Here is a 17,426-nt window from a genome sequence, read left to right as displayed (position 1 = left end):
ACGCGATCTGCCTACGTCAGCCGTCGGACTCCGACGACGGGATGTAGGCGCCCGGTACGTCGTTCGGCGCGTAGATCTTGCTCTCCCCGGGGTACGGCTTGGTCCAGTTGTGCGTCTCGTACCACGTGAAGTGGTTCATCTGCGCGGGGTTCGCGTAGTCGGGCACGGCGTTCGGTCCGGTCAGCCGCTGGTGCGACTCCCAGCCCTTCCACTGCGCCGCGACGTGCTGCTCGGCCGCCGGCACCTTTGCCGACGTCGGCGCGGGTGCCGCCTTGGCGTTCTGCGGCGCCGGGGTGTCCGCGCCGCAGGAGGGCTGGGGGCTCACGCCGAGGGTGAGCGAGGTCCGGTTGGGCACCGCGGTGAACGGCGTGTTGTCCGCGTGCCGCGTGAACGCACCGAACATCGGGGTGGCCGCGCTGTCCTTCTGGTTCATCGGGTGGATCCCGAGGATCTGCTCGATGGTGCGGACCATCGTGATCTGCGAGTAGTAGTGGCTGTCGACGGTGCCGTGCTTGGCCCAGGGGCTGATGATCTGGACCGGGGCACGGTGGCCGTCGACGTGGTCGAGGCCGGCCTGGGAGTCGTCCTCGACGACGAAGATCGCCGAGTCCTTCCAGTACGTGCTGTGCGTGATCTCGTCCACCATCTTGCCGACCGCGAGGTCGTTGTCCGCGACCTCGGCGGCCGCGTTCGCCGGACCACCGGTGTGGTCGTTGGAGAACCAGAACATATTCAGGTTCGCCGGACCGTTCTTCTCGAAGTCCTGCTTCCAGATCTGGTACTTGTAGACGTCGGGGACGTTGAGGTCGAACAGCGGGAAGCCGGGCACCGACACCTTGTTGAGCGACGGGATCGCCGAGCCCGTCTGAATGGGGTAGGCGGTCTTCTGCCCGGTCGCGTCCATGTTCTTGGCGTCGCAGTACAGGTTCTGCCAGGTCGCGCCGGACGGCTTGCTCTCGAACGACTGGAACTCACCGTAGTCCTTGACGGACTTGCCGGCCGCCTGCGCACCGGTCCAGATGAACCCGGACTTCTGGTGGCCGAGCGCGTCGTCCTCGGTGTCGTAGCTGCGCGTGTACTCACCGGCCGAGGACTCGGTGTACTCCGGGTTGTCGGACTGCATCAGCCAGTTGTGACCCTCGGCGGAATTCGTGCCGATGTCATAGAAGTTGTCGTACAGCCCGAACTGCTGAGCCAGCGCGTGCTGGTTCGGCGTCACATTCTCGCCGAACTGCGTCAGCGACGCGTCGCCGTTGCCCTGCGGCATGTCACCGAAGACCTGGTCGTAGGTCCGGTTCTCCTTGACGAGCAGGAAGACGTGCTTGATCGTCGAGGGGTCGCCGAGCCGCACCGGGACCGGCACCGGCATCGTCTTGCTCTTGCCCCGGGCCAGCTTGAGCGAGTCGGCGGTCCAGCCGTTCTGCTTGAAGACCTTGGCCGTCTCGGACCTGATGACGCTGTCGTCCGGCAGCGTGAACTGCGTCAGGCTCGACGTCGTGTCATGGGTGCCGTGGCCGGCGCTGTCGGGACGACGGGCGTCGATACCACGGGTGTTGGAGACGACCACGTTCTTGCCCACGGTGGCGATCTCCGCGGGGAAGTAGTCCGTCGGGAGCAGGCCGACGTAGCTGGCCGGCTCCTGCGGGGAGGTGTAGCGGTACACGGCGACCGCGTTGGCGCGGCCGAGCGTCACCAGCAGACGGCCGTCGTCGGTGAGCGACACCGCGTTGGGCTCGTAGCCGACCTTCGCCTCCGGCCACGGCTGGGTGGCGATGGTCTGCACGACCTTGTCGTTGGCGGTGTTGATGACCGACACGTTGTTGTCGGCGGTGTTGGTGACGAACACCGCCCCCTTCTTGGCGTACACCGCGGTCGGGTGCAGACCGACGCCGATGCTCCCGACGGCAGCGGACGGGTCCGCCAGGTTGATGACGCTGACCGTGCCGGTGGTGGTGGCACCGGTGTCCGGGTTGGCCGGCACCTGGGTGCCGTAGGAGTTCATCGTCGTGTCGCCGGCCTGGGCCGGACGCCCGCCCTCGTTGCTGACGTAGAGCTTGTTGCCGACCATGGCCATGCCCCGGGGAGCGTTGCCCACGGCCCAGCTCTGCTTGATGGCCCCGGTCGCCGCGTCGATGGCGACCACCCGGTTCTGGCCGTTGACCGCCGAGTACACGGTGGAGCCGTCGGCCGAGAACACCGCCGCGCCCACCAGCGCGTGCTTGGAGCCGTCGGCCGGGATCGAGACGGTCGTCGGGGTGGAGAGGGTGCCGTCCGCGTTCACGGTGAACTTGGTGTAGCCGTCGCTCTGGCCCAGCCACAGCTGCGAACCGTCGGGCGAGTACGTCGGGCCCTCCTGGCCGACGGAGCCGCTCTTGATGCGCAGGTCGTCCTTCGCGTTGGTCCCGATGCGCTGCTTCAGCTGCCCTGTCTTGAGATCCATGATGACCAGCGACGCGGGCCCGTCGGCGATGGAGGCCGCCAGATGGCTGCCGTCCGGGCTGACCGAGGACGACATGATCTTGCCGTCGTTGATGACGGTGCGGCTGCCGTACGGGGCGATGTACTGGTCGGCGGAGACGACCTGGCCGTCAGCGGTGACCTGGCCGACCTGCTGCGTGCCGAACTGGTGCGTCTGGGCAACAGCGGTGCCCGTGACGGCGAGGGCGACGGCGATACCCGCGGTCACCAGCACCGTCCGGCGACCCACGCGTCTGCCGAAAAGGCTGATCTGTTCCTTCTCGATGGTCCGGCGCTGCCGAGTTACCTGCATGGAATTATCCCTTCGGGGTGGTGTCGAGCAGTTCGACGTTGCCGTCGAACTGCCAGAGCGGGTTCGGTGCGTCCCCGATCGGGGTCCGCACCAGGAAGTAGCCGTTGACTTCCTTCGGTCCGTCGCCGTCGGCCACGAACCGCCCGTCTGAGGCGACGTCAAGCTGGTAGACGGCCGTCCCTGGGGCCGCGACGCCGGGCAGATGCCAGGTGACGACGCAACGCCAGTCGTTACCCGCCCCCTCGGCGGCGGCCTGGCCGTCGCTCTTGTTGCACGCGGCGGTGACCCGCAGTTGTGCCTCGGTGACGGCGGGGCGGTGGAGCTGCTGGGTCTGCATGCGGTAAAGGTGGGCGAACGCCGTGGCGAGTGACCGCTGGACCTTGTCCTGCTCGATTCCGGAGCCCATCGACGGGGTCGCCACGGCGACCACCGCGACCGTGACGGCGACCAGCCCGACGAGCGGCAGGAGTCCGATGGTGACCGCGCGGCGCCCGGAACCGTCGTAGGCCGGGTTGGTGAAATCGCGCCGGAGGAAGAGCAGATACGCCAGCGCTGTCGCGAGCACGGCCCACACCAGGCTGACCGTGATGCCGATCAGGAGCGGGCCGAGCTGTGCCGGGCTGGTGAACAGCCCGTTCCAGGAGATGAAGGCGTAGCCCGGCAGAGCGAGACGCACGGCGACGGGCAGCGGCAGCATCTGGGCGATCTGCATCGCGAGCGCGACCAGCGGGGGCAGCAGCAGTCCCATGGGGGACCGCCCCAGCGCGACCGACCCGAGCAGTCCGATCGCGGCGAGAGCCAAGGTCGGGGCGAGGGCGCAGGCCCAGGCGAGCAGGACCTTCCCCGCGGCGTCCCCCGGCGTCAGCGGGTGGCCGTCGAGGCCGACCAGCGGCTGGTTGCCGACCGACACGAGCCCGCCGGCCGCGCTGGAACAGGCCAGCCCGGCCACGAGCAGCAGGATGACGGTGAGGCTGGCCAATGCCTTCGCTGCGAAGATCCGCCTGGGCGAACGGACCGCCACGAGCAGATGGCGCCAGGTGCCGAGCCGGTCCTCGGAGGCGAACACGTCGCCGGCGACCATCGAGGTCAGCAGCGGCAGCGCCCAGGTGCCCGCGAAACCGAGCATCACCAGCGGTCCGGCCCACCCCGTGGCGTGCATCCAGCGGCCGAAGAGGGTGTCGGTGGGGAGCGTGCTCTGCTGACTCACCCCGGCGACGAAGAGCGCCGGCGCGATCCAGCAGGCGAGGACCAGCAAGCGGATCCGCCACTGCGAGACGAGCTTGACCAGCTCGAAGCGGTAGCCGCGGCGAACCGAGACACGGCGCGCACTGGCGACGTTGCCCTCGGCGATGGTCGCGGTCATCGGCCGGCCTCCTGCTGCTCGGTGAGGGCGAGGAACGCGGCCTCCAGCGGCGACACCACGGGGGCGAGCTCGCGCACCGCGACGCCCGACTGCACGAGCCGCGCCACCAGTTCGTCGAGGGCGGGCACCAGCGCGCGTACGACGAGTACTTCGGCGTCACGCCGTGCCCCGGCGTCCTCGACGATACGGATCCCGGCCGTGTCGGCGGCCAGCCGGTGCGCGGCCCGCGCGTCGGAGGTGCGCAACCGGTAGGCGAGTTCACGGTTCTCGGCGGCCAGCTTGGTCAACGGGCCGGAGAAGACGACGCGTCCGGTGGCGAGGATGGTGACCTCCGAGCACAGCTCCTCGAGATCGTCCATACGGTGGCTCGAGAGCACGATGCCGGTTCCGTCCGCCGCGAGCCGGGTGAGGACACCGTGTACGTGTCTTTTGCTCGCCGGGTCGAGGCCGTTGGACGGCTCGTCCAGCACCAGCAGCCGGGGCCTGGTGAGCAGGGCGGCGGCGAGCCCGAGCCGCTGACGCATGCCGAGGGAGAAACCGCGGGTCCGGTCGTCGGCGACATCGGTGAGCCCGACGTGGTCGAGCACGTCGTCGATCCCCGCTGTCCGCGCGTCGTCGCCGCGGAGAGCGGCCAGCGCGGCGAGGTTCTGCCTGGCGGTGAGCGAGGGGTAGAGCCCGGGCCCGTCCACGAAGCCGGCGACACCGTCGGGAGCGGCGAACGCCCGCCCGACCGGCGTACCCAGGATCTCGAGTCGACCGCTGTCGGCGACGGCCAGGCCCAGCAGAAGACCGAGCAACGTGGTCTTGCCGGCGCCGTTCGGCCCGACCAAGCCGTGTATCTGTCCCTGTGTCACATCCAGATCGACACCATCGAGTGCGACGACATCGCCGAAGCACTTGGTGATCCCGCGAGCCCGGACTGCGAGGAGAGTTTCCATGAGCCCCTTCTTTTGAAGTCCGCAGGGACCCTAGGGACTGCACACACCCCAGGCACGAACGCCTGGCTGAACGTTCACGGAACGGATGGTCAAGGCGTCGGCAAAAGATCCAGAGGCACAGCCGCGTCGAGCCGGACCTGGGCCATGCCCGGATGCCACAGAGACATTCGCATCCCTGCACCCCAGTGGCGCCCGTCCGCTGTCAGGGCGTCAGCACGGGCCTCGGACGCGGGCCGCCGCAGACACGGCGGTTTGATCCTCCCCCACCCGGTCATCGAGGCCGTGAAAGGCTCGCCGGATGGACTATGCATTCGATGCTCCTCCCGTTGACCGGGAGCTTCTGGACTTCGCTGTGCGCCTGGTCGGTCGTGCCGGACGGATGTCTGCGGAAGGCTTCTTCGGCGATGACTGGCACAGCCGTCGCAAGGAGGACGGCAGCGAGGTCACCGAGATCGACGTGGCCGCGCTGTCGCGATGTGCAGGCCCTCGCCGATGAGGATGAGCGGCTGACGCGTTCCTGAGCGGGCCGACCGGTGGGGCCGCGACGTGCCCTCGGAGTGAATGCACTGCTCCGTACGCCCGGCGACGCCAGGGTTCGCGCGTCGATCCCGGTCCTGTCGGGAGGCCGGGATGGGTTGTCGCGGACGGAGCTGTTCGCTGCGGTCCGGCGGGACAAGCGTCTCGGTCCGGAGATGTCGCTGGAGGAACTGAACGCCAGGCTCGTCGGGATCGACGCGGTTCAGGACGAACGGTTCCTCGCAGGCAGGCTGACCAGCGTCGGCTTCAACTCGTCGCGGAGGCCGACCATCTGGCGCCGTCGCCGTGAGCAGCTCAAGTCGGGTGTTCAGACGTCGTGGTGTGTGGGGTTATGGGGTCAGGACGTGGGTGGCGGCGATGGCTGATGCTGTGGTGCCGCCGATGGTGACGGCGCAGGCGGCGATGATGGGGGCACGGGTGGTCCAGGTGCGGAGTGTGGCTGAGGCTGAGGTTCGGGCGAGGAGTGCGTCGCGGCCGTGCAGTACGGCGAGGCTGACGGTGGTGAGGGTCAGTGCCATGCCGGCGCCGAATGCGATGACCATGGCGATTGCTGTGCCGACCCGGCCGGTGAGCAGTCCGGTGAGCAGGACGAGGAATGCTGAGGGGGAGGGGAGGAGACCGCCGGATGTGCCGAGGAGCAGGATGCCGCGGCGGGTGAGCAGGGACTTGGCGGCCGGGATGTGGTGACTGTGGCCGTGGTCGTGACTGTGGTCGTGGTCGTCAGGGTGGTGGCTGTGGCTGTGGCTGTGGCTGTGGTTGGTCAGGTGGCGTCGGAGCAGGTTGATGCCCACGGCGGTTACGACCAGGGCTGCGATCAGTTGGAGCCAGTTGGTGATCGTGCTGGTGTTCGGTGTGTGCTGGGCGGCAAGCCACCAGCCCACGGCGAGTACGGCGACGGATGCGGTGTGCATGACGGCGACGATGGCGCCGAGCCAGAGGGCGTCGCGTTTTTTGCCGTGGCCGCCTACGAGGTATCCGGCCGCGAGTGTCTTTCCGTGGCCGGGGGCGCAGGCGTGGAAGGCGCCTGCCGCTGCGGCGGCGAGAAGGGCCAGGGGCAGGACGGTGCCGTGGTCCAGGAGCGCGTTGAGGTCCGTGGTCCAGGTGGTGGCCGGTCTTGTGGTGGGGGTGGAGGGGTTGTTGCCGGTGTCGCTGAGGGTGAGGGCGTGGGTGGGGTCGCTGGCTGTGTGCAGGCTGCCGTTGCCCTTTTGCGTGACGGAGATGGTGCGGTAGGCGGGGTTGATGTCGGTGAGTGCGGTGATGGTCAGGGTGATGGTGTTGACGATGTGTGGGCAGGTGTAGTGGATGAGGGCGCCGTCGCGTGCGAGGTGCCGGGTGTCAGCGGTGTCCGTCGGGCAGGTGTGGCCGTTCTGGCGCACAGTGATGTGTGAGCTCAGGTAGCGGGCCTCGTTGCCGTGGGCGGTCTGGTGCAGGACGGCGAGGTCGTCCTGCTGGGCTGACCAGGTGATCTCTACGGTGCGGTCTTCGGCTTTGACTTTGGCGACGGGTGGCGTGCCGAAGGGGTGGGCCTCGGCGGTGCCTGCGGCGGTGAGGAGTGCCAGTGCGGCGGCCAGGCCGGTCAGGAGGAGACGGGCGGCGTGGGCGGGGAAGGTGCGGAGGGTGTGCACGGTGGTGGTCCCGTCGGGTGTGGAGCGCCGCGGGTTGCCTCCCCTGGCGGGGGAGGCGACCCGCGGCTGGTTGATCAGTGTTCGCGCAGGTGGCGGGCGGCCAGTGCGTGGAGGGTGCCGTCGTCGGTGAGGGCGAAGATGTAGTCACCGCTGACGGAGAGCGACGAGGTCACGCTGGCGCCGAGGTTGTACTCGGTCAGCAGTTTGCCGGTGGCGCGGTCCAGGACGACCAGGCGGCCGTCGCGGGTGCCTGCGTACACCAGGGCTTTGGTGACCAGGGCGTGCATGGCGGGTGAGCTGGGGTCTCCCGTGCATCCCATGGGGCTTCTGCCGGGCTGGTAGCCGACCTTGGTCTCCCAGACCGGTGTGGACGGGTCGGCGGCGCTGGTGTCGTAGGCGCGGATGACGCCGTCGCGGCTGGCGACGTAGGCGGTGGTGCCCCAGATCGCGGGGCTGGTCAGGGGCGCGGGGCCGCTTTCGCCGCAGGTGCTGGAGCCGCCCAGCGGGGCCTGCCACCGTACCGTGCCGGTGCTGAGGTCATGTCCGCGGACACCGCTGTTGGTCATGGTCACCAGCTGCGGGGTGCCGGTGGCCGGGTCGGTCAGGGCCGGGGAGGAGTGGCTGGCGATGTCGCCGTTGGTGTCCTTCGCCCACAGCTGGCGGCAGGTGGCGAGGTCCATGGCGACGACCGTGTTGCTGGAGCCGGTGTGGAGGTAGGCGATGTCGGAGCCGGGCTGGCGGACGGCCGTGCTGTGGAACTGGCCCCAGCTTGTTGCGCCGTTGAAGCCGCCGAGCAGGTCACCGGTCTTGGCGTCCCGGCATTCGATCTTGTTCCAGTTCTGGTAGACGGCGACGGTGCGCGGCTGGGCGTTCAGGTCGAAGACGGTGACCGGTCCGCCGGCCCGGCCGTAGCGGCGGACGGTGTCGCCGTGCTGCTGTTCGTCCTCGATCTTCTGCCACAGGACGTGGCCGTCCTCGGCGTCCAGGGCGTAGATCCGGCCGACGGCGGTGGTCAGGTAGACCTTCCCGTCGTGGTAGGTGGGTGCCGACTCGGCGTCACCGTCCAGGTAGGTGCGCCAGATCTCGCGGCCGGACTTGATGTCGTAGGCGAGCATCATGTGGTGCGGCGAGTCGAACGCCCGGGAGGAGACGATCACCTTGCCGTCCGCCACGACCGACCCGTTGAGGTTGAACTGTTCGCCGGTGTTGGCGGCCCACTGCAGGTCGAGCTTGGTGCCCGGGTTGTCGGTGCTGGCGGAGCGTCCCGCCTCGTCGCGGCCCTGGCGCAGCCAGTCCTGGCCGGTTTTCGGTGCGGCGATCTTGCCTTCGGGTACCACGGTGAAGGTGTGGGTGACCGAGGGCCACGTCTTGCCGCGGGTGTCGGCCGCGGTCATCTCGGCGGTGTAGGTGTCCGGCCGCAGGCCGGGGAGACGGTCGCTGACGCGGGTCCACGAGATCCGGGTCTGCGGGCACGGTTCCGGGGTGCCGCCGGGGGGTGTGTAGCAGTTCTTGATGCCCGTCGTGCGGGTTCGGGCCCCGAACTTCATCCGCTCCTCGTGCCAGGCGATGCGGCCGTGGGAGTCGCGGATGGTCAGTGAGGCCGTGGCCGGGGTGCGTCCGGCGTCCTCGGTGTACAGCTCGATCGGGATGTTGGCGCTGTTGCCGTGCACACTGCCCTGGGCGGGGCTGACCAGGGCGACCGCGTCGCGGACGTCGAACTGGCGGTGGGTGCCCATCACATAGCCGGTGTCCTCGTTGCGCTTGGTGCGCGGGTCGTCGTAGATGCCCTTGAAGCTGAGGATCTTGAAGTCGGGGCGGGCGCCGTCGATGCCGTACTCGCCCTGGTTGTTGACCTCGACGGAGCGGTTGAAGGCGCCACGGCGGTATTCGGCCTGCTGGTTGTGGCCTGCGGCGAACATCCGCACGTCGTACTTCGACAGTTCGTCGACGGTCGGCTGCATGCCGGCGCCGGGTCCCCATACGGTGAACAGAGACCGGTGTGCGAAGACGAGCACCTGCTTGCCCGCCGCGTGACGCTTCAGGTCCTCGCGCAGCCAGTCCAGTTGCGGCTTCAGGCCGCTGGAGTCGTAGTTGTCCTCCAGGACGACGATGTGCCGGCCATTGCGGTCGAAGCTGTACCACTCGGGGCCGAGGTTGCGGCGGTAGTACTCCAGGCTGCCGCCGTAGCCCTGGGAGGCGGCGGTGCCGCCGACGTCGTGGTTGCCGACCACGGGGTAGAAGGGCATGCCGAGCTTGCCGTCGGCCAGGCCCTTGCGCAGGACGTCGTAGCCCACCTGGCGGCGCGGCTCCGCCGCGTAGTCGGTCACGGTGTTGTCACCGGTCGTGATCGCCATGGTGGCGCCGTCGACCTGGGACATCGCCTCGACCTGCCTGGGCCACCACTGCCGCGCGCTCTGGGCGGCGCTGTCCGTGGTGTTGCTGACCTCGATGTCGGAGTTCATCACCCACTTTTCCGTGGGGTTGGCCGCGTTCTTGTCCTTGACGAGGGCGAAGTCGACGCCGGAGCCGCCTTCCTCCGGGACCTTGTGGAAGAACTGCGGTATGTAGTCCTCGCGCAGTGCGGGGGTGTAGCCGTTGGGGGAGATGATGCTGACGAGGTCGGTCTCCCGGCGGGCCGGGTCGATCTGCAGGGTGTACGAGCCGTCGGGACCGGTCGTCGTCCACGCGGCGCCGTCCGTGACATCGACCCCGGGCATCGCAGCCTCGCCCGCGTCGCGCTTGCCGTTGCCGTCGGTGTCCTCGAAGACCGTGCCCGTGACGGTGACCGTGTTCGCGGCAGCCGCCGCTTCCCCGGCGAGCGGCGCCGCCGCGGCCACCTGGGGAGCCAGGCAGGACAGTGTCACCGCGCCGACGGCGGCCAGCTTGAACCACCCGCGCCCGGTGCGCACCTTGGCGGCCAGCCGGGCGAGGTGGAGCCGCCCGGTGCGGATCTGCCACACCGCGAGCAGCAGCGCGGCGGCCACCACGACACCCAGCGACACCGCTGCCCACGGGAAGCCGGGAAGCGCGTGGGCGCCCGAGGCGTCCACAACCGGGGTCTTGGCGTTGGCGTTGACCGTGGTGCCGTCGAACTCGACGACGGCCTGGGTCAGCCCGCCCTGCCGCAGCATGGCGCTCAGGTCGAGTTTGTCGACGTGGCAGCTCCACGCGAGCTCGACCACCACACCGCCGGGGACGCCGCCGCCGTCTCCGGCGACGCCGGAGCCGGTGGCGGGGCACGCTGCGCTCAGCAGGTGCGACGCCCAGGCACCCGCCTTCTGGGGTGACACCACGTCATGGTGGACGATCAGCCGCCCACTGGTGAGGTCGCCCTTGGTCGCAATGACGAGTTCGGCATGCTGTGGAGATACATGCGCCGCAGCGGGCTGCGCACACAAGCCTATGAGGGAGATGAGCAGCGCAAGGCCTAGACCTGCTGCTCTGCGAAGGAATCTCATGTGCAGGGAGGCTAGCTTGGCTGGACAAGTTACCATTCCTTTAATCATCGATCTTCATCGAACGGTCCATCGGAATTCATGTGAGGGCGTGTGGGGCATCCCCGTGGCGGCGTCCCTGCTTCGCGGTGAAAGGCCCTGCGTGCGCGCGGGATCGAGCGCCGTCACCACGCCCCCGAGGGGAAGCAGGCCGGAGGCGGAGATGTCCTGTCGGCCGACGGGCCGGCGCGCAGCCGGTCCTCATCGGCCGCGTGAGTGCCCGCCGTTACGCGCCCGCGCCAGACGGCGTGAAAACGGGCTGAACCCCGCGGTACCGGGCCGCGTCGGCGGACGGATGACGCCGGCGGACGGACATCGACGGCCTCACGGGGGCCTTGGTCTTCAGGGGGGACTGCGAAGCTGCACAGCCTCGGCGCCGGCCGCCGCGCCGACAGCGCCGCCGACTGCCGTGATGCCTGGGCCGGTTGGTCTCATGCCAGCGCGGACTGCCATCACGCCCGTGCGGGCCGGCCGGGCGGCCGGCCCGATGCCGTTGCCGCATCGTGTCCGGCGCCCCTTCGCCTCGCGGATCTTCTCCGTCCGGGTCGTGCCCGGGTCCTGGTGTGCCGTCCAGGAGAGGTATTGACGCCGGTATGCGCGAGGGTGCCGACTCTGTCAGTACAGAGGCGGCACCCTCAAGAACTCAGACGAGCCAGCCCACGAAGTGGAGGACACCGGCGAGCAGGTTGGTCAGAACGTTCATTGATGATTCTCCTGTGTGTGAGTCACGTGCGTGGGACTACGCACGCTTCACGTGCCGAGCACGTGAGGGACATGCGCAGGCCTTCGGTCTGCAGCCCGTTGCCCGCGCACCACAAGAATCGTCGGGCATCAGGGGCCTCCGCAGGCGCACAGGTATGGTGCACCCGTTTCGGGGAGTGCCTGCCCTCCTGTTCGATTCATGGTCCCCGGCCCGCGGCAGTCGGCCGCAGCGGGAGCACCTGGACACCGCCTTCCTCGCCCCCCATCAAAGGCAATGGCCAAGGTCGGTGTCGGCAGGCTGCGTGAGCGCCCGCGGGGACGGCACGGCAGGGACGGCGAGAGGTGGCCGGTCCTGGATCATCCGATCTGGCATCCTCCGGGCCGCCGTCATCAGCAAGGCGAGGCCGCCACCGCCACCGGCATCACGGTGGAGAGCCGCGCCCGGTTGGGCTGCACCGCGCCGGTCGGCACGACCGGCGACGGCCGAATGCGGCGGCTGACCGTGCACCTTCCGCCCGAGTACGCGCACCGCTTGACGCGACGCCCGGCGACGCGGGCCGGGCGGGCCGAGGGCAGTACCGATCGGCCGGTGTGTCGTTAGTGCCGGTGGAGGTCTTCGGCCGGTGAGGGCGGAAACGAGGTGCTGCCGCCCGTCGTCGTGCCAGGACCGCGTGCTGCATACGGGCGGCGTGGCCGGAGGCGGGGTTCGGGAGTGCTGAGGAGTGACGCGGTGTCCATCGGTCTGCCCGGGCTGCGCGAGTCCTACGATGTCTGCGCGCACGAGACCCAGCAGTTCCTGGCTCCGATGTGGACGGCGACCGAGGTCCTGCCCGCCGGGATTCGGCCCCACGTGCGCGCCGTGCACGGCTTCGCCGTGCGGACCGACCGAATCGCCGACGAGGGCGCGCCGGCGGATTGCCGGCGGCGTCTGGCCCGCTGGCGGGCCGGCACCATGGCGGAGTTGCGGTCCGGGCACAGTGAGCACCCGGTGCGGCGGGCGTTCGTGGACACGGTGCGGCGATGGGATCTCGACCACGCGGTGATCGAAGAGTTCCTCGACACCGTTCAGGCCGACTGCGCGTCCTCGCCCGTGTTCGACACGTTCGCGGACCAGAGGTGCTATCTGCGGGGAATCGCCGGGACCGTCGCCGAGCTGTGGACTCCGCTGCTGCGACCCCGCGGGCCGCAGGCGCTGCCGCTGGCCTCTGTGCTGGGCGAGGCGTGCCAGGTGGCGGACCTGTTCGAGGACCTGCCGGTCGACCTCGCCGCGGGCCGGTGCTATCTGCCGCGCGCTGATCTGCGGCAACTGGGGCTGGAGGTCGCCGACCTGCGGCGCGGTGAGCGGCGTGAGGCGCTGGACGAGCTGATGGGCATCCAGCTCGCTCACTGGCAGGACCTGCTGGAGCAGGCGGCGCCGGTGACCGGGACGGTGAGCCCCGAGCACCAGCCGTTCCTGCATACCCTGCTCCTGGGGGCGCAACTGCAGTTCGACGAGGCCATGCTCCTGCGGTCCCGGGTGCTGGCCGGCGGTGTCGAGCCCTTGACGTCGACCGGTGCCGCCCGCCGCCGCCAGGCACCACATGATCGTGGTCCGGTGCCCGCCCATGTCGCGGTGATCATGGATGGCAACCGGCGGTGGGCCGCGCTGCGGGGCCTTCCTGCCGCCCAAGGCCACCACGCTGGTGAGCGAGCCGCGATGCGGCTGGTCCACGCCGCCCTGCGGCTGGGGATCCGGCACGTGAGCATCTACGCGTTCTCCACCGAGAACTGGGACCGCTCCCAGGAGGAGCTGGCCGCCTTGTTCGACGCCATGGCCGACGGGATCGCCCGGGCGGCCGAGTGGCTGCATCAGCTCGGTGTGCGCGTGCGGTGGTGCGGGCGTCGCGACCGGATCGAGGAATCGCTCGCGTCCGCACTGGCGGTGGTGGAGAGCATGACGTCGAACAACGAGGTGCTGTCGCTGACCGTCTGCGTCGACTACGGCGGACGGGAGGAACTGGTCGCGGCCGCCCGTGCGTTGGCCGCCGAGGCGGTCGCGGGGACGATCTCGCCCGAGGACATCGGCCCTGCCGATGTCGCCCGAAACCTGTACGCGCCGGGCCTTCCCGACGTCGATCTGCTGATCCGGACCTCCGGTGAGCAGCGGATCAGCAACTTCCTGCCCTGGCAGCTCGCCTACGCCGAGTTCGTGTTCGAACCGGCCCCGTGGCCCGACTTCGGGCTGCGGCACCTGCTGGACGCCGTCACCGACTACTCCGGCCGTCAGCGCCGCTTCGGCGGCGGCCTTCCCGGCCAGGTCTTCCCGCCTGCGCCGGCCCGGGTCGGCTGAACCGCCGGGCCGGCGCGCGGGTCACTGCTTCGGCGGCGGGGTGTACACGCCTTCGGCGCTTACGTACGCCAGCACGGTGCCCAGGGTGAACCCGGACGCGCCGAAGGCGGTCGCGAAGGCCTCCAACGACTCGCTGGTCGGGCGCAGCGGCAGGTCACGGAGCCGGAGCGGAAGTGGCCGGCCCGGCGGCACGGGGTCCGCGAGGAGACGGCCCTCGGCCAGGCCGCACCGGAATACCGACCTGTGCCCGAGATCGGCTCCGTTGACGACGCACGTGCCGGACGCCTGCCCGTTGTGCAGGACACTCTCCAGGCTGGTGATCTGGAATCGACCGGTCGCAGTGCGCACCGCGAGCCCGCCGCCGAGGAGGCCGGTGCCCTGAGCGTCGGGCAGGCTGGCCAGAGAGGGATCGCCCGCTCCCGACCGCAGGGGAAAACGTACCGCTGAACCCCGGGCGTCCTTGATCAGCTGGGCAGGAGCGATGGCCTCCACCACAGCCCCGAACCGGTCGAGCTGAGTTTGGGCCTGCGGGGTCCAGCGGACCTCCACCCAGCCGTCGGAGAACGTGCCCCACGTGGCGGGGGTGCTTGCTGCGGTGGCCGTCTGCGTGAAGCGGGCCAGCAAGGGGGCGGACATGGCGGCGCCCAGAACCCCTCGTCTCGTCGTGCTCATCGATGCGTGTCTTCCTTCCTCGGGCCGCAGGACGCGGCCCCGGGAAGATCATCCGGCCACCCAGGTACCCCGGCCGCGAGGCGGGCTGGGATACATCCGAAAGAGGGACGGATCGCGGCGCAGGGCACCTGGCGTCGAAGGACGGCGAACAGGAGGGCGAACAGCGCGGCCCCGGCCACCGGGCGTAACGCGACGGCGCCCTCAGCCGCCGCTGCCGGTGTCACAGGCTCATGAAGGTGAGCCCAGAAAAAAATTCGGACCGCGATGTCGAGAACTCGTGCCTGGTTCCGTCCCTGGGATGAACGCGACCACAATGGGTCGCATCAGCACCGAGGAGTAACACGATGGCCAAGTACTTGCTGCTCAAGCACTACCGCGGCGCTCCGGCCCCGGTCAACGACGTGTGCATGGACCAGTGGACGCCGCAGGAGGTCTCGGCGCACATGCAGTACATGAACGACTTCGCGGCCCGGCTCGAGAAGACGGGCGAGTTCGTCGACGGTCAGGCGCTCGCCCCCGAGGGCACGTGGGTCCGGTACGACGGTGAGGGGCGCCCGCCGGTCACCGACGGCCCGTTCGCCGAGACCAAGGATCTCATCGCCGGCTGGATGGTGATCGACGTCGACAGCTACGAGCGCGCCATCGAGCTGGCCGGGGAACTGTCGGCCGCCCCGGGAGCGGGCGGGAAGCCGATCCACGAGTGGCTCGAGGTGCGACCGTTCCTGGCAGCGCCGCCCACCATCACGGAGTGACCTCATCGATGAACGAGGCCCTGCTCAGGAGCCTCACGCCCAGCGTGCTCGCCATCCTCGTCCGCCGCGGAGCCGACTTCGCAGCGGCCGAGGACGCCGTGCAGGACGCGCTGGTCGAGGCGGTCCGCGTCTGGCCGGCCGAGCAGCCGCGGGATGCGAAGGGCTGGCTGGTCACCGTGGCCTGGCGCAAGTTCCTCGACGCGATGCGGGCGGACGCCGCCCGCCGCCGGCGTGAGGACCTCGTCGACGAGGAGCCGCTGCCCGGGCCCGCACCCGCAGTGGACGACACGCTCCAGCTCTACTTCCTGTGCGCCCACCCGTCGCTGACGCCGTCGTCCGCGGTGGCCCTCACACTGCGCGCCGTCGGCGGGCTGACCACCCGCCAGATCGCCCAGGCCTACCTGGTGCCCGAGGCGACCATGGCGCAGCGCATCAGCCGGGCCAAGCGCACCGTCTCCCGCGTGCGGCTCGACCAGCCCGGCGACGTCGCGACCGTGCTGCGCGTCCTCTACCTGGTCTTCAACGAGGGCTACTCCGGCGACATCGACCTCGCCGCCGAGGCGATCCGGCTCACCCGGCAGCTCGCGGCCCGGGTCGACCACCCCGAGGCGGCGGGGCTGCTCGCCCTCATGCTGCTCCACCACGCGCGGCGTGCCGCCCGGACCGCGCCCGACGGCAGCCTGGTACCGCTCGCCGAGCAGGACCGCGGCCGGTGGGACACCGCCTCGATCGCCGAGGGCGTCGAGATCCTGCAGGCGGCCCTCGCCCGCGACCGGCTGGGCGAGTTTCAAGCCCAGGCCGCCGTCGCGGCACTCCACGCGGATGCGCCCACCGCCGAGGAGACCGACTGGGTGCAGATCGTCGAGTGGTACGACGAGCTCACGCGCCTGACCGACAGCCCCATCGTCCGGCTCAACCGCGCGGTCGCCGTCGGCGAGGCCGACGGACCGCGCGCCGGGCTGGCCGCGCTCGCGGCGCTGGACGCCTCACTGCCCCGCCACGCCGCGGTGGCGGCGTACCTCCACGAGCGTGACGGCGACCTGGTGACGGCGGCACGGCTGTACGCCGAGGCGGCCCACAAGGCGCCCAACCTCGCCGAGCGTGACCACCTGACGCGTCAGGCCGCCCGGCTCAACTCCCGCCGGTGTCGCTGACAGTCCGCGCTCGGCACTTCCCGCAGCCCTCGGCGCGGCCCCGTGGCCAGAGCGCTCGCCCGCATCCGCCCCGGCTGCCGCGCCGGGCCCGGTTGCGGACCTGCTCGGCCCGCCCTTGGCCGACAGGCCGCCGGGGCCGCACCAGGGACACAGAGCCGTCAGAGCGGGTTGAGGCGGGCCTTGAGCAGGCAGAACTCATTGCCCTCGGGGTCGGCAAGAACGTGCCATGGCTCCTCGCCGGTCTGGCCGATGTCAGCCGGGCGCGCCCCGAGCTTCAGGAGACGTTCGAGTTCGGCGTCCTGATCGCGGTCGGTGGCGTTGACGTCGATGTGCAGCCGGGACTTCCCCGGCTTCGGCTCGTCCGTGCGGCTGAGGGTGATCGTCGGTTGCGGGCCGCCGAACCCCTCGCGCGGCCCGATCTCGAGGGTGCCGTCCTCTTCGCGATCGAGTACTACGAAGTCCAGGACCTCGCACCAGAACCGCGCCAGCGCCTCGGGGTCGCGGCAATCGAGCACGAGCTCACTGATACGACATGCCATGGACGAAACCTGCTCTCAGCGTGGGAACTGCCGGTGCGGCCGCGTGCGGAGCTCTTGGGCTCCCCGCAGTGGACATGCGCGCAAGACCGTACCGGGCGAGGCGAGCAGGTGGGAAGGGTGTGTGGGGTCGTGGCCTCGCCCGGCCGGGCCGCCGGGCGAGGACCGTGGGCGCAGTGTGGCAGACGGAAAGGTGACGACAAGCCCTCACCAGCAGGCCGAGCCGTTCGACCTGCGCGAGCAACGGCACTGCGGAAAGGCCGCCGCCGGCAGAGCCCGTGACGGCGAGCCCGTGTCGGCGTCAGGGGCCGCCGCCTCAAGCAGGCCGCCTCGCTGATCGCGCACGGCCGCCTGGTGCAGGCGCCGACGACAGAGGAGCAGTCGCCCCGAGTACCAGGTGCGCTGGCGCTGGCAGAAGGACAGCGTCGCCATCTGGGACAACCGCTCCACACAGCACTACGCCGTCCAGGACTACTGGCCCGCCGTCCGCAAGATGGAGCGTGCCGGAATCGTCGGCGACAGACCCTTCTGAGCCCTGAGCAGCGACGGAAAGG

13 protein-coding genes and 2 pseudogenes are annotated in these 17,426 nt (G+C 70.2%); 8 read left to right on the top strand and 7 right to left on the bottom strand.

What is annotated here, in order from left to right; translation table 11 throughout:
* Nucleotides 1-16: 16 nt before the first annotated feature.
* Genes ACWD5Q_RS08135 through ACWD5Q_RS08125 form a run of 3 tightly spaced genes read right to left on the bottom strand, consistent with a single transcriptional unit; the run spans nucleotide 17 to nucleotide 5,071 of the window.
* A complete protein-coding gene (locus tag ACWD5Q_RS08135; protein ID WP_451426194.1) occupies nucleotides 17-2,770 on the bottom strand; it encodes an alkaline phosphatase family protein in 2,754 nt (917 codons plus the stop codon).
* Nucleotides 2,771-2,774: 4 nt separating this feature from the next.
* Entirely contained in the window at nucleotides 2,775-4,133 is a 1,359-nt protein-coding gene (locus ACWD5Q_RS08130; protein ID WP_451426193.1) for an ABC transporter permease, read from the bottom strand.
* Nucleotides 4,130-5,071 carry an ABC transporter ATP-binding protein gene (locus ACWD5Q_RS08125; RefSeq protein ID WP_451426192.1) on the bottom strand — a complete coding sequence of 314 codons (942 nt, stop codon included), beginning with the start codon at nucleotides 5,069-5,071 and terminating at the stop codon, nucleotides 4,130-4,132. The genes ACWD5Q_RS08130 and ACWD5Q_RS08125 overlap by 4 nt, the downstream gene beginning before the upstream one ends.
* 298 nt (nucleotides 5,072-5,369) lie before the next feature.
* On the opposite strand from ACWD5Q_RS08125, the gene ACWD5Q_RS08120 reads away from it, so the two are divergent.
* Nucleotides 5,370-5,567: a hypothetical protein gene (locus ACWD5Q_RS08120; protein WP_451426191.1), complete on the top strand. Its 198-nt coding sequence runs from the start codon at nucleotides 5,370-5,372 to the stop codon at nucleotides 5,565-5,567.
* 61 nt (nucleotides 5,568-5,628) lie between these two features.
* Nucleotides 5,629-5,973, top strand: coding sequence for a hypothetical protein (locus ACWD5Q_RS08115; RefSeq protein WP_451426190.1), 345 nt, complete (start codon nucleotides 5,629-5,631; stop codon nucleotides 5,971-5,973).
* On the opposite strand, the gene ACWD5Q_RS08110 is transcribed toward ACWD5Q_RS08115, so the two are convergent.
* Both ACWD5Q_RS08110 and ACWD5Q_RS08105 read right to left on the bottom strand, forming a co-directional pair.
* Entirely contained in the window at nucleotides 5,938-7,233 is a 1,296-nt protein-coding gene (locus ACWD5Q_RS08110) for a hypothetical protein (RefSeq protein WP_451426189.1), read from the bottom strand. The genes ACWD5Q_RS08115 and ACWD5Q_RS08110 overlap by 36 nt on opposite strands.
* A gap of 74 nt (nucleotides 7,234-7,307) precedes the next feature.
* Nucleotides 7,308-10,523: an outer membrane protein assembly factor BamB family protein gene (locus tag ACWD5Q_RS08105; RefSeq protein WP_451426188.1), complete on the bottom strand. Its 3,216-nt coding sequence runs from the start codon at nucleotides 10,521-10,523 to the stop codon at nucleotides 7,308-7,310.
* A 6-nt stretch (nucleotides 10,524-10,529) separates the two neighbouring features.
* Here ACWD5Q_RS08105 and ACWD5Q_RS08100 point away from each other — a divergent pair, with 6 nt between their 5' ends.
* The 3 genes and pseudogenes from ACWD5Q_RS08100 to uppS all read left to right on the top strand — a co-directional run bounded on the left by ACWD5Q_RS08100 (nucleotide 10,530) and on the right by uppS (nucleotide 13,758).
* Entirely contained in the window at nucleotides 10,530-10,664 is a 135-nt protein-coding gene (locus ACWD5Q_RS08100) for a hypothetical protein (protein WP_451426187.1), read from the top strand.
* Between the two features lie 1,165 nt (nucleotides 10,665-11,829).
* Nucleotides 11,830-11,964, top strand: a pseudogene (locus tag ACWD5Q_RS08095) (telomere-protecting terminal protein Tpg); the annotation flags it as partial.
* Between the two features lie 195 nt (nucleotides 11,965-12,159).
* Entirely contained in the window at nucleotides 12,160-13,758 is a 1,599-nt protein-coding gene (gene uppS, locus ACWD5Q_RS08090; protein WP_451426186.1) for a polyprenyl diphosphate synthase, read from the top strand.
* A gap of 21 nt (nucleotides 13,759-13,779) precedes the next feature.
* On the opposite strand, the gene ACWD5Q_RS08085 is transcribed toward uppS, so the two are convergent.
* Nucleotides 13,780-14,430, bottom strand: coding sequence for a hypothetical protein (locus ACWD5Q_RS08085; protein WP_451426185.1), 651 nt, complete (start codon nucleotides 14,428-14,430; stop codon nucleotides 13,780-13,782).
* Between the two features lie 344 nt (nucleotides 14,431-14,774).
* Between ACWD5Q_RS08085 and ACWD5Q_RS08080 the strand changes: the two genes are divergently transcribed.
* Both ACWD5Q_RS08080 and ACWD5Q_RS08075 read left to right on the top strand, forming a co-directional pair.
* Complete coding sequence (locus ACWD5Q_RS08080) at nucleotides 14,775-15,182, top strand: YciI family protein (RefSeq protein ID WP_451426184.1); 408 nt, start codon at nucleotides 14,775-14,777, stop codon at nucleotides 15,180-15,182.
* A gap of 8 nt (nucleotides 15,183-15,190) precedes the next feature.
* Nucleotides 15,191-16,336, top strand: coding sequence for an RNA polymerase sigma factor (locus ACWD5Q_RS08075; RefSeq protein ID WP_451426305.1), 1,146 nt, complete (start codon nucleotides 15,191-15,193; stop codon nucleotides 16,334-16,336).
* Between the two features lie 158 nt (nucleotides 16,337-16,494).
* Here ACWD5Q_RS08075 and ACWD5Q_RS08070 read toward each other — a convergent pair whose 3' ends face one another.
* Nucleotides 16,495-16,875 carry a VOC family protein gene (locus tag ACWD5Q_RS08070; RefSeq protein WP_451426183.1) on the bottom strand — a complete coding sequence of 127 codons (381 nt, stop codon included), beginning with the start codon at nucleotides 16,873-16,875 and terminating at the stop codon, nucleotides 16,495-16,497.
* 382 nt (nucleotides 16,876-17,257) lie between these two features.
* Here ACWD5Q_RS08070 and ACWD5Q_RS08065 point away from each other — a divergent pair.
* Nucleotides 17,258-17,404: pseudogene (locus tag ACWD5Q_RS08065) on the top strand (TauD/TfdA family dioxygenase); the annotation flags it as partial.
* Between the last annotated feature and the right edge of the window lie 22 nt (nucleotides 17,405-17,426).

The organism is Streptomyces sp. NPDC002513, from assembly GCF_053595355.1.
The sequence above is the reverse complement of the archived record's forward strand: the minus strand, read 5'-3'. Positions and strand labels throughout refer to the sequence as shown.

What these genes read in the sequence shown, in the direction of transcription:
- ACWD5Q_RS08100 (WP_451426187.1), top strand. Translation starts at nt 10,530, where the DNA reads ATGGTGGACGATCAGCCGCCCACTGGTGAGGTCGCCCTTGGTCGCAAT.
- ACWD5Q_RS08125 (WP_451426192.1), bottom strand. Translation starts at nt 5,071, where the DNA reads ATGGAAACTCTCCTCGCAGTCCGGGCTCGCGGGATCACCAAGTGCTTC.
- ACWD5Q_RS08135 (WP_451426194.1), bottom strand. Translation starts at nt 2,770, where the DNA reads ATGCAGGTAACTCGGCAGCGCCGGACCATCGAGAAGGAACAGATCAGC.
- ACWD5Q_RS08130 (WP_451426193.1), bottom strand. Translation starts at nt 4,133, where the DNA reads ATGACCGCGACCATCGCCGAGGGCAACGTCGCCAGTGCGCGCCGTGTC.
- ACWD5Q_RS08085 (WP_451426185.1), bottom strand. Translation starts at nt 14,430, where the DNA reads ATGAGCACGACGAGACGAGGGGTTCTGGGCGCCGCCATGTCCGCCCCC.
- ACWD5Q_RS08080 (WP_451426184.1), top strand. Translation starts at nt 14,775, where the DNA reads ATGGCCAAGTACTTGCTGCTCAAGCACTACCGCGGCGCTCCGGCCCCG.
- ACWD5Q_RS08120 (WP_451426191.1), top strand. Translation starts at nt 5,370, where the DNA reads ATGGACTATGCATTCGATGCTCCTCCCGTTGACCGGGAGCTTCTGGAC.
- ACWD5Q_RS08075 (WP_451426305.1), top strand. Translation starts at nt 15,191, where the DNA reads ATGAACGAGGCCCTGCTCAGGAGCCTCACGCCCAGCGTGCTCGCCATC.
- ACWD5Q_RS08070 (WP_451426183.1), bottom strand. Translation starts at nt 16,875, where the DNA reads ATGGCATGTCGTATCAGTGAGCTCGTGCTCGATTGCCGCGACCCCGAG.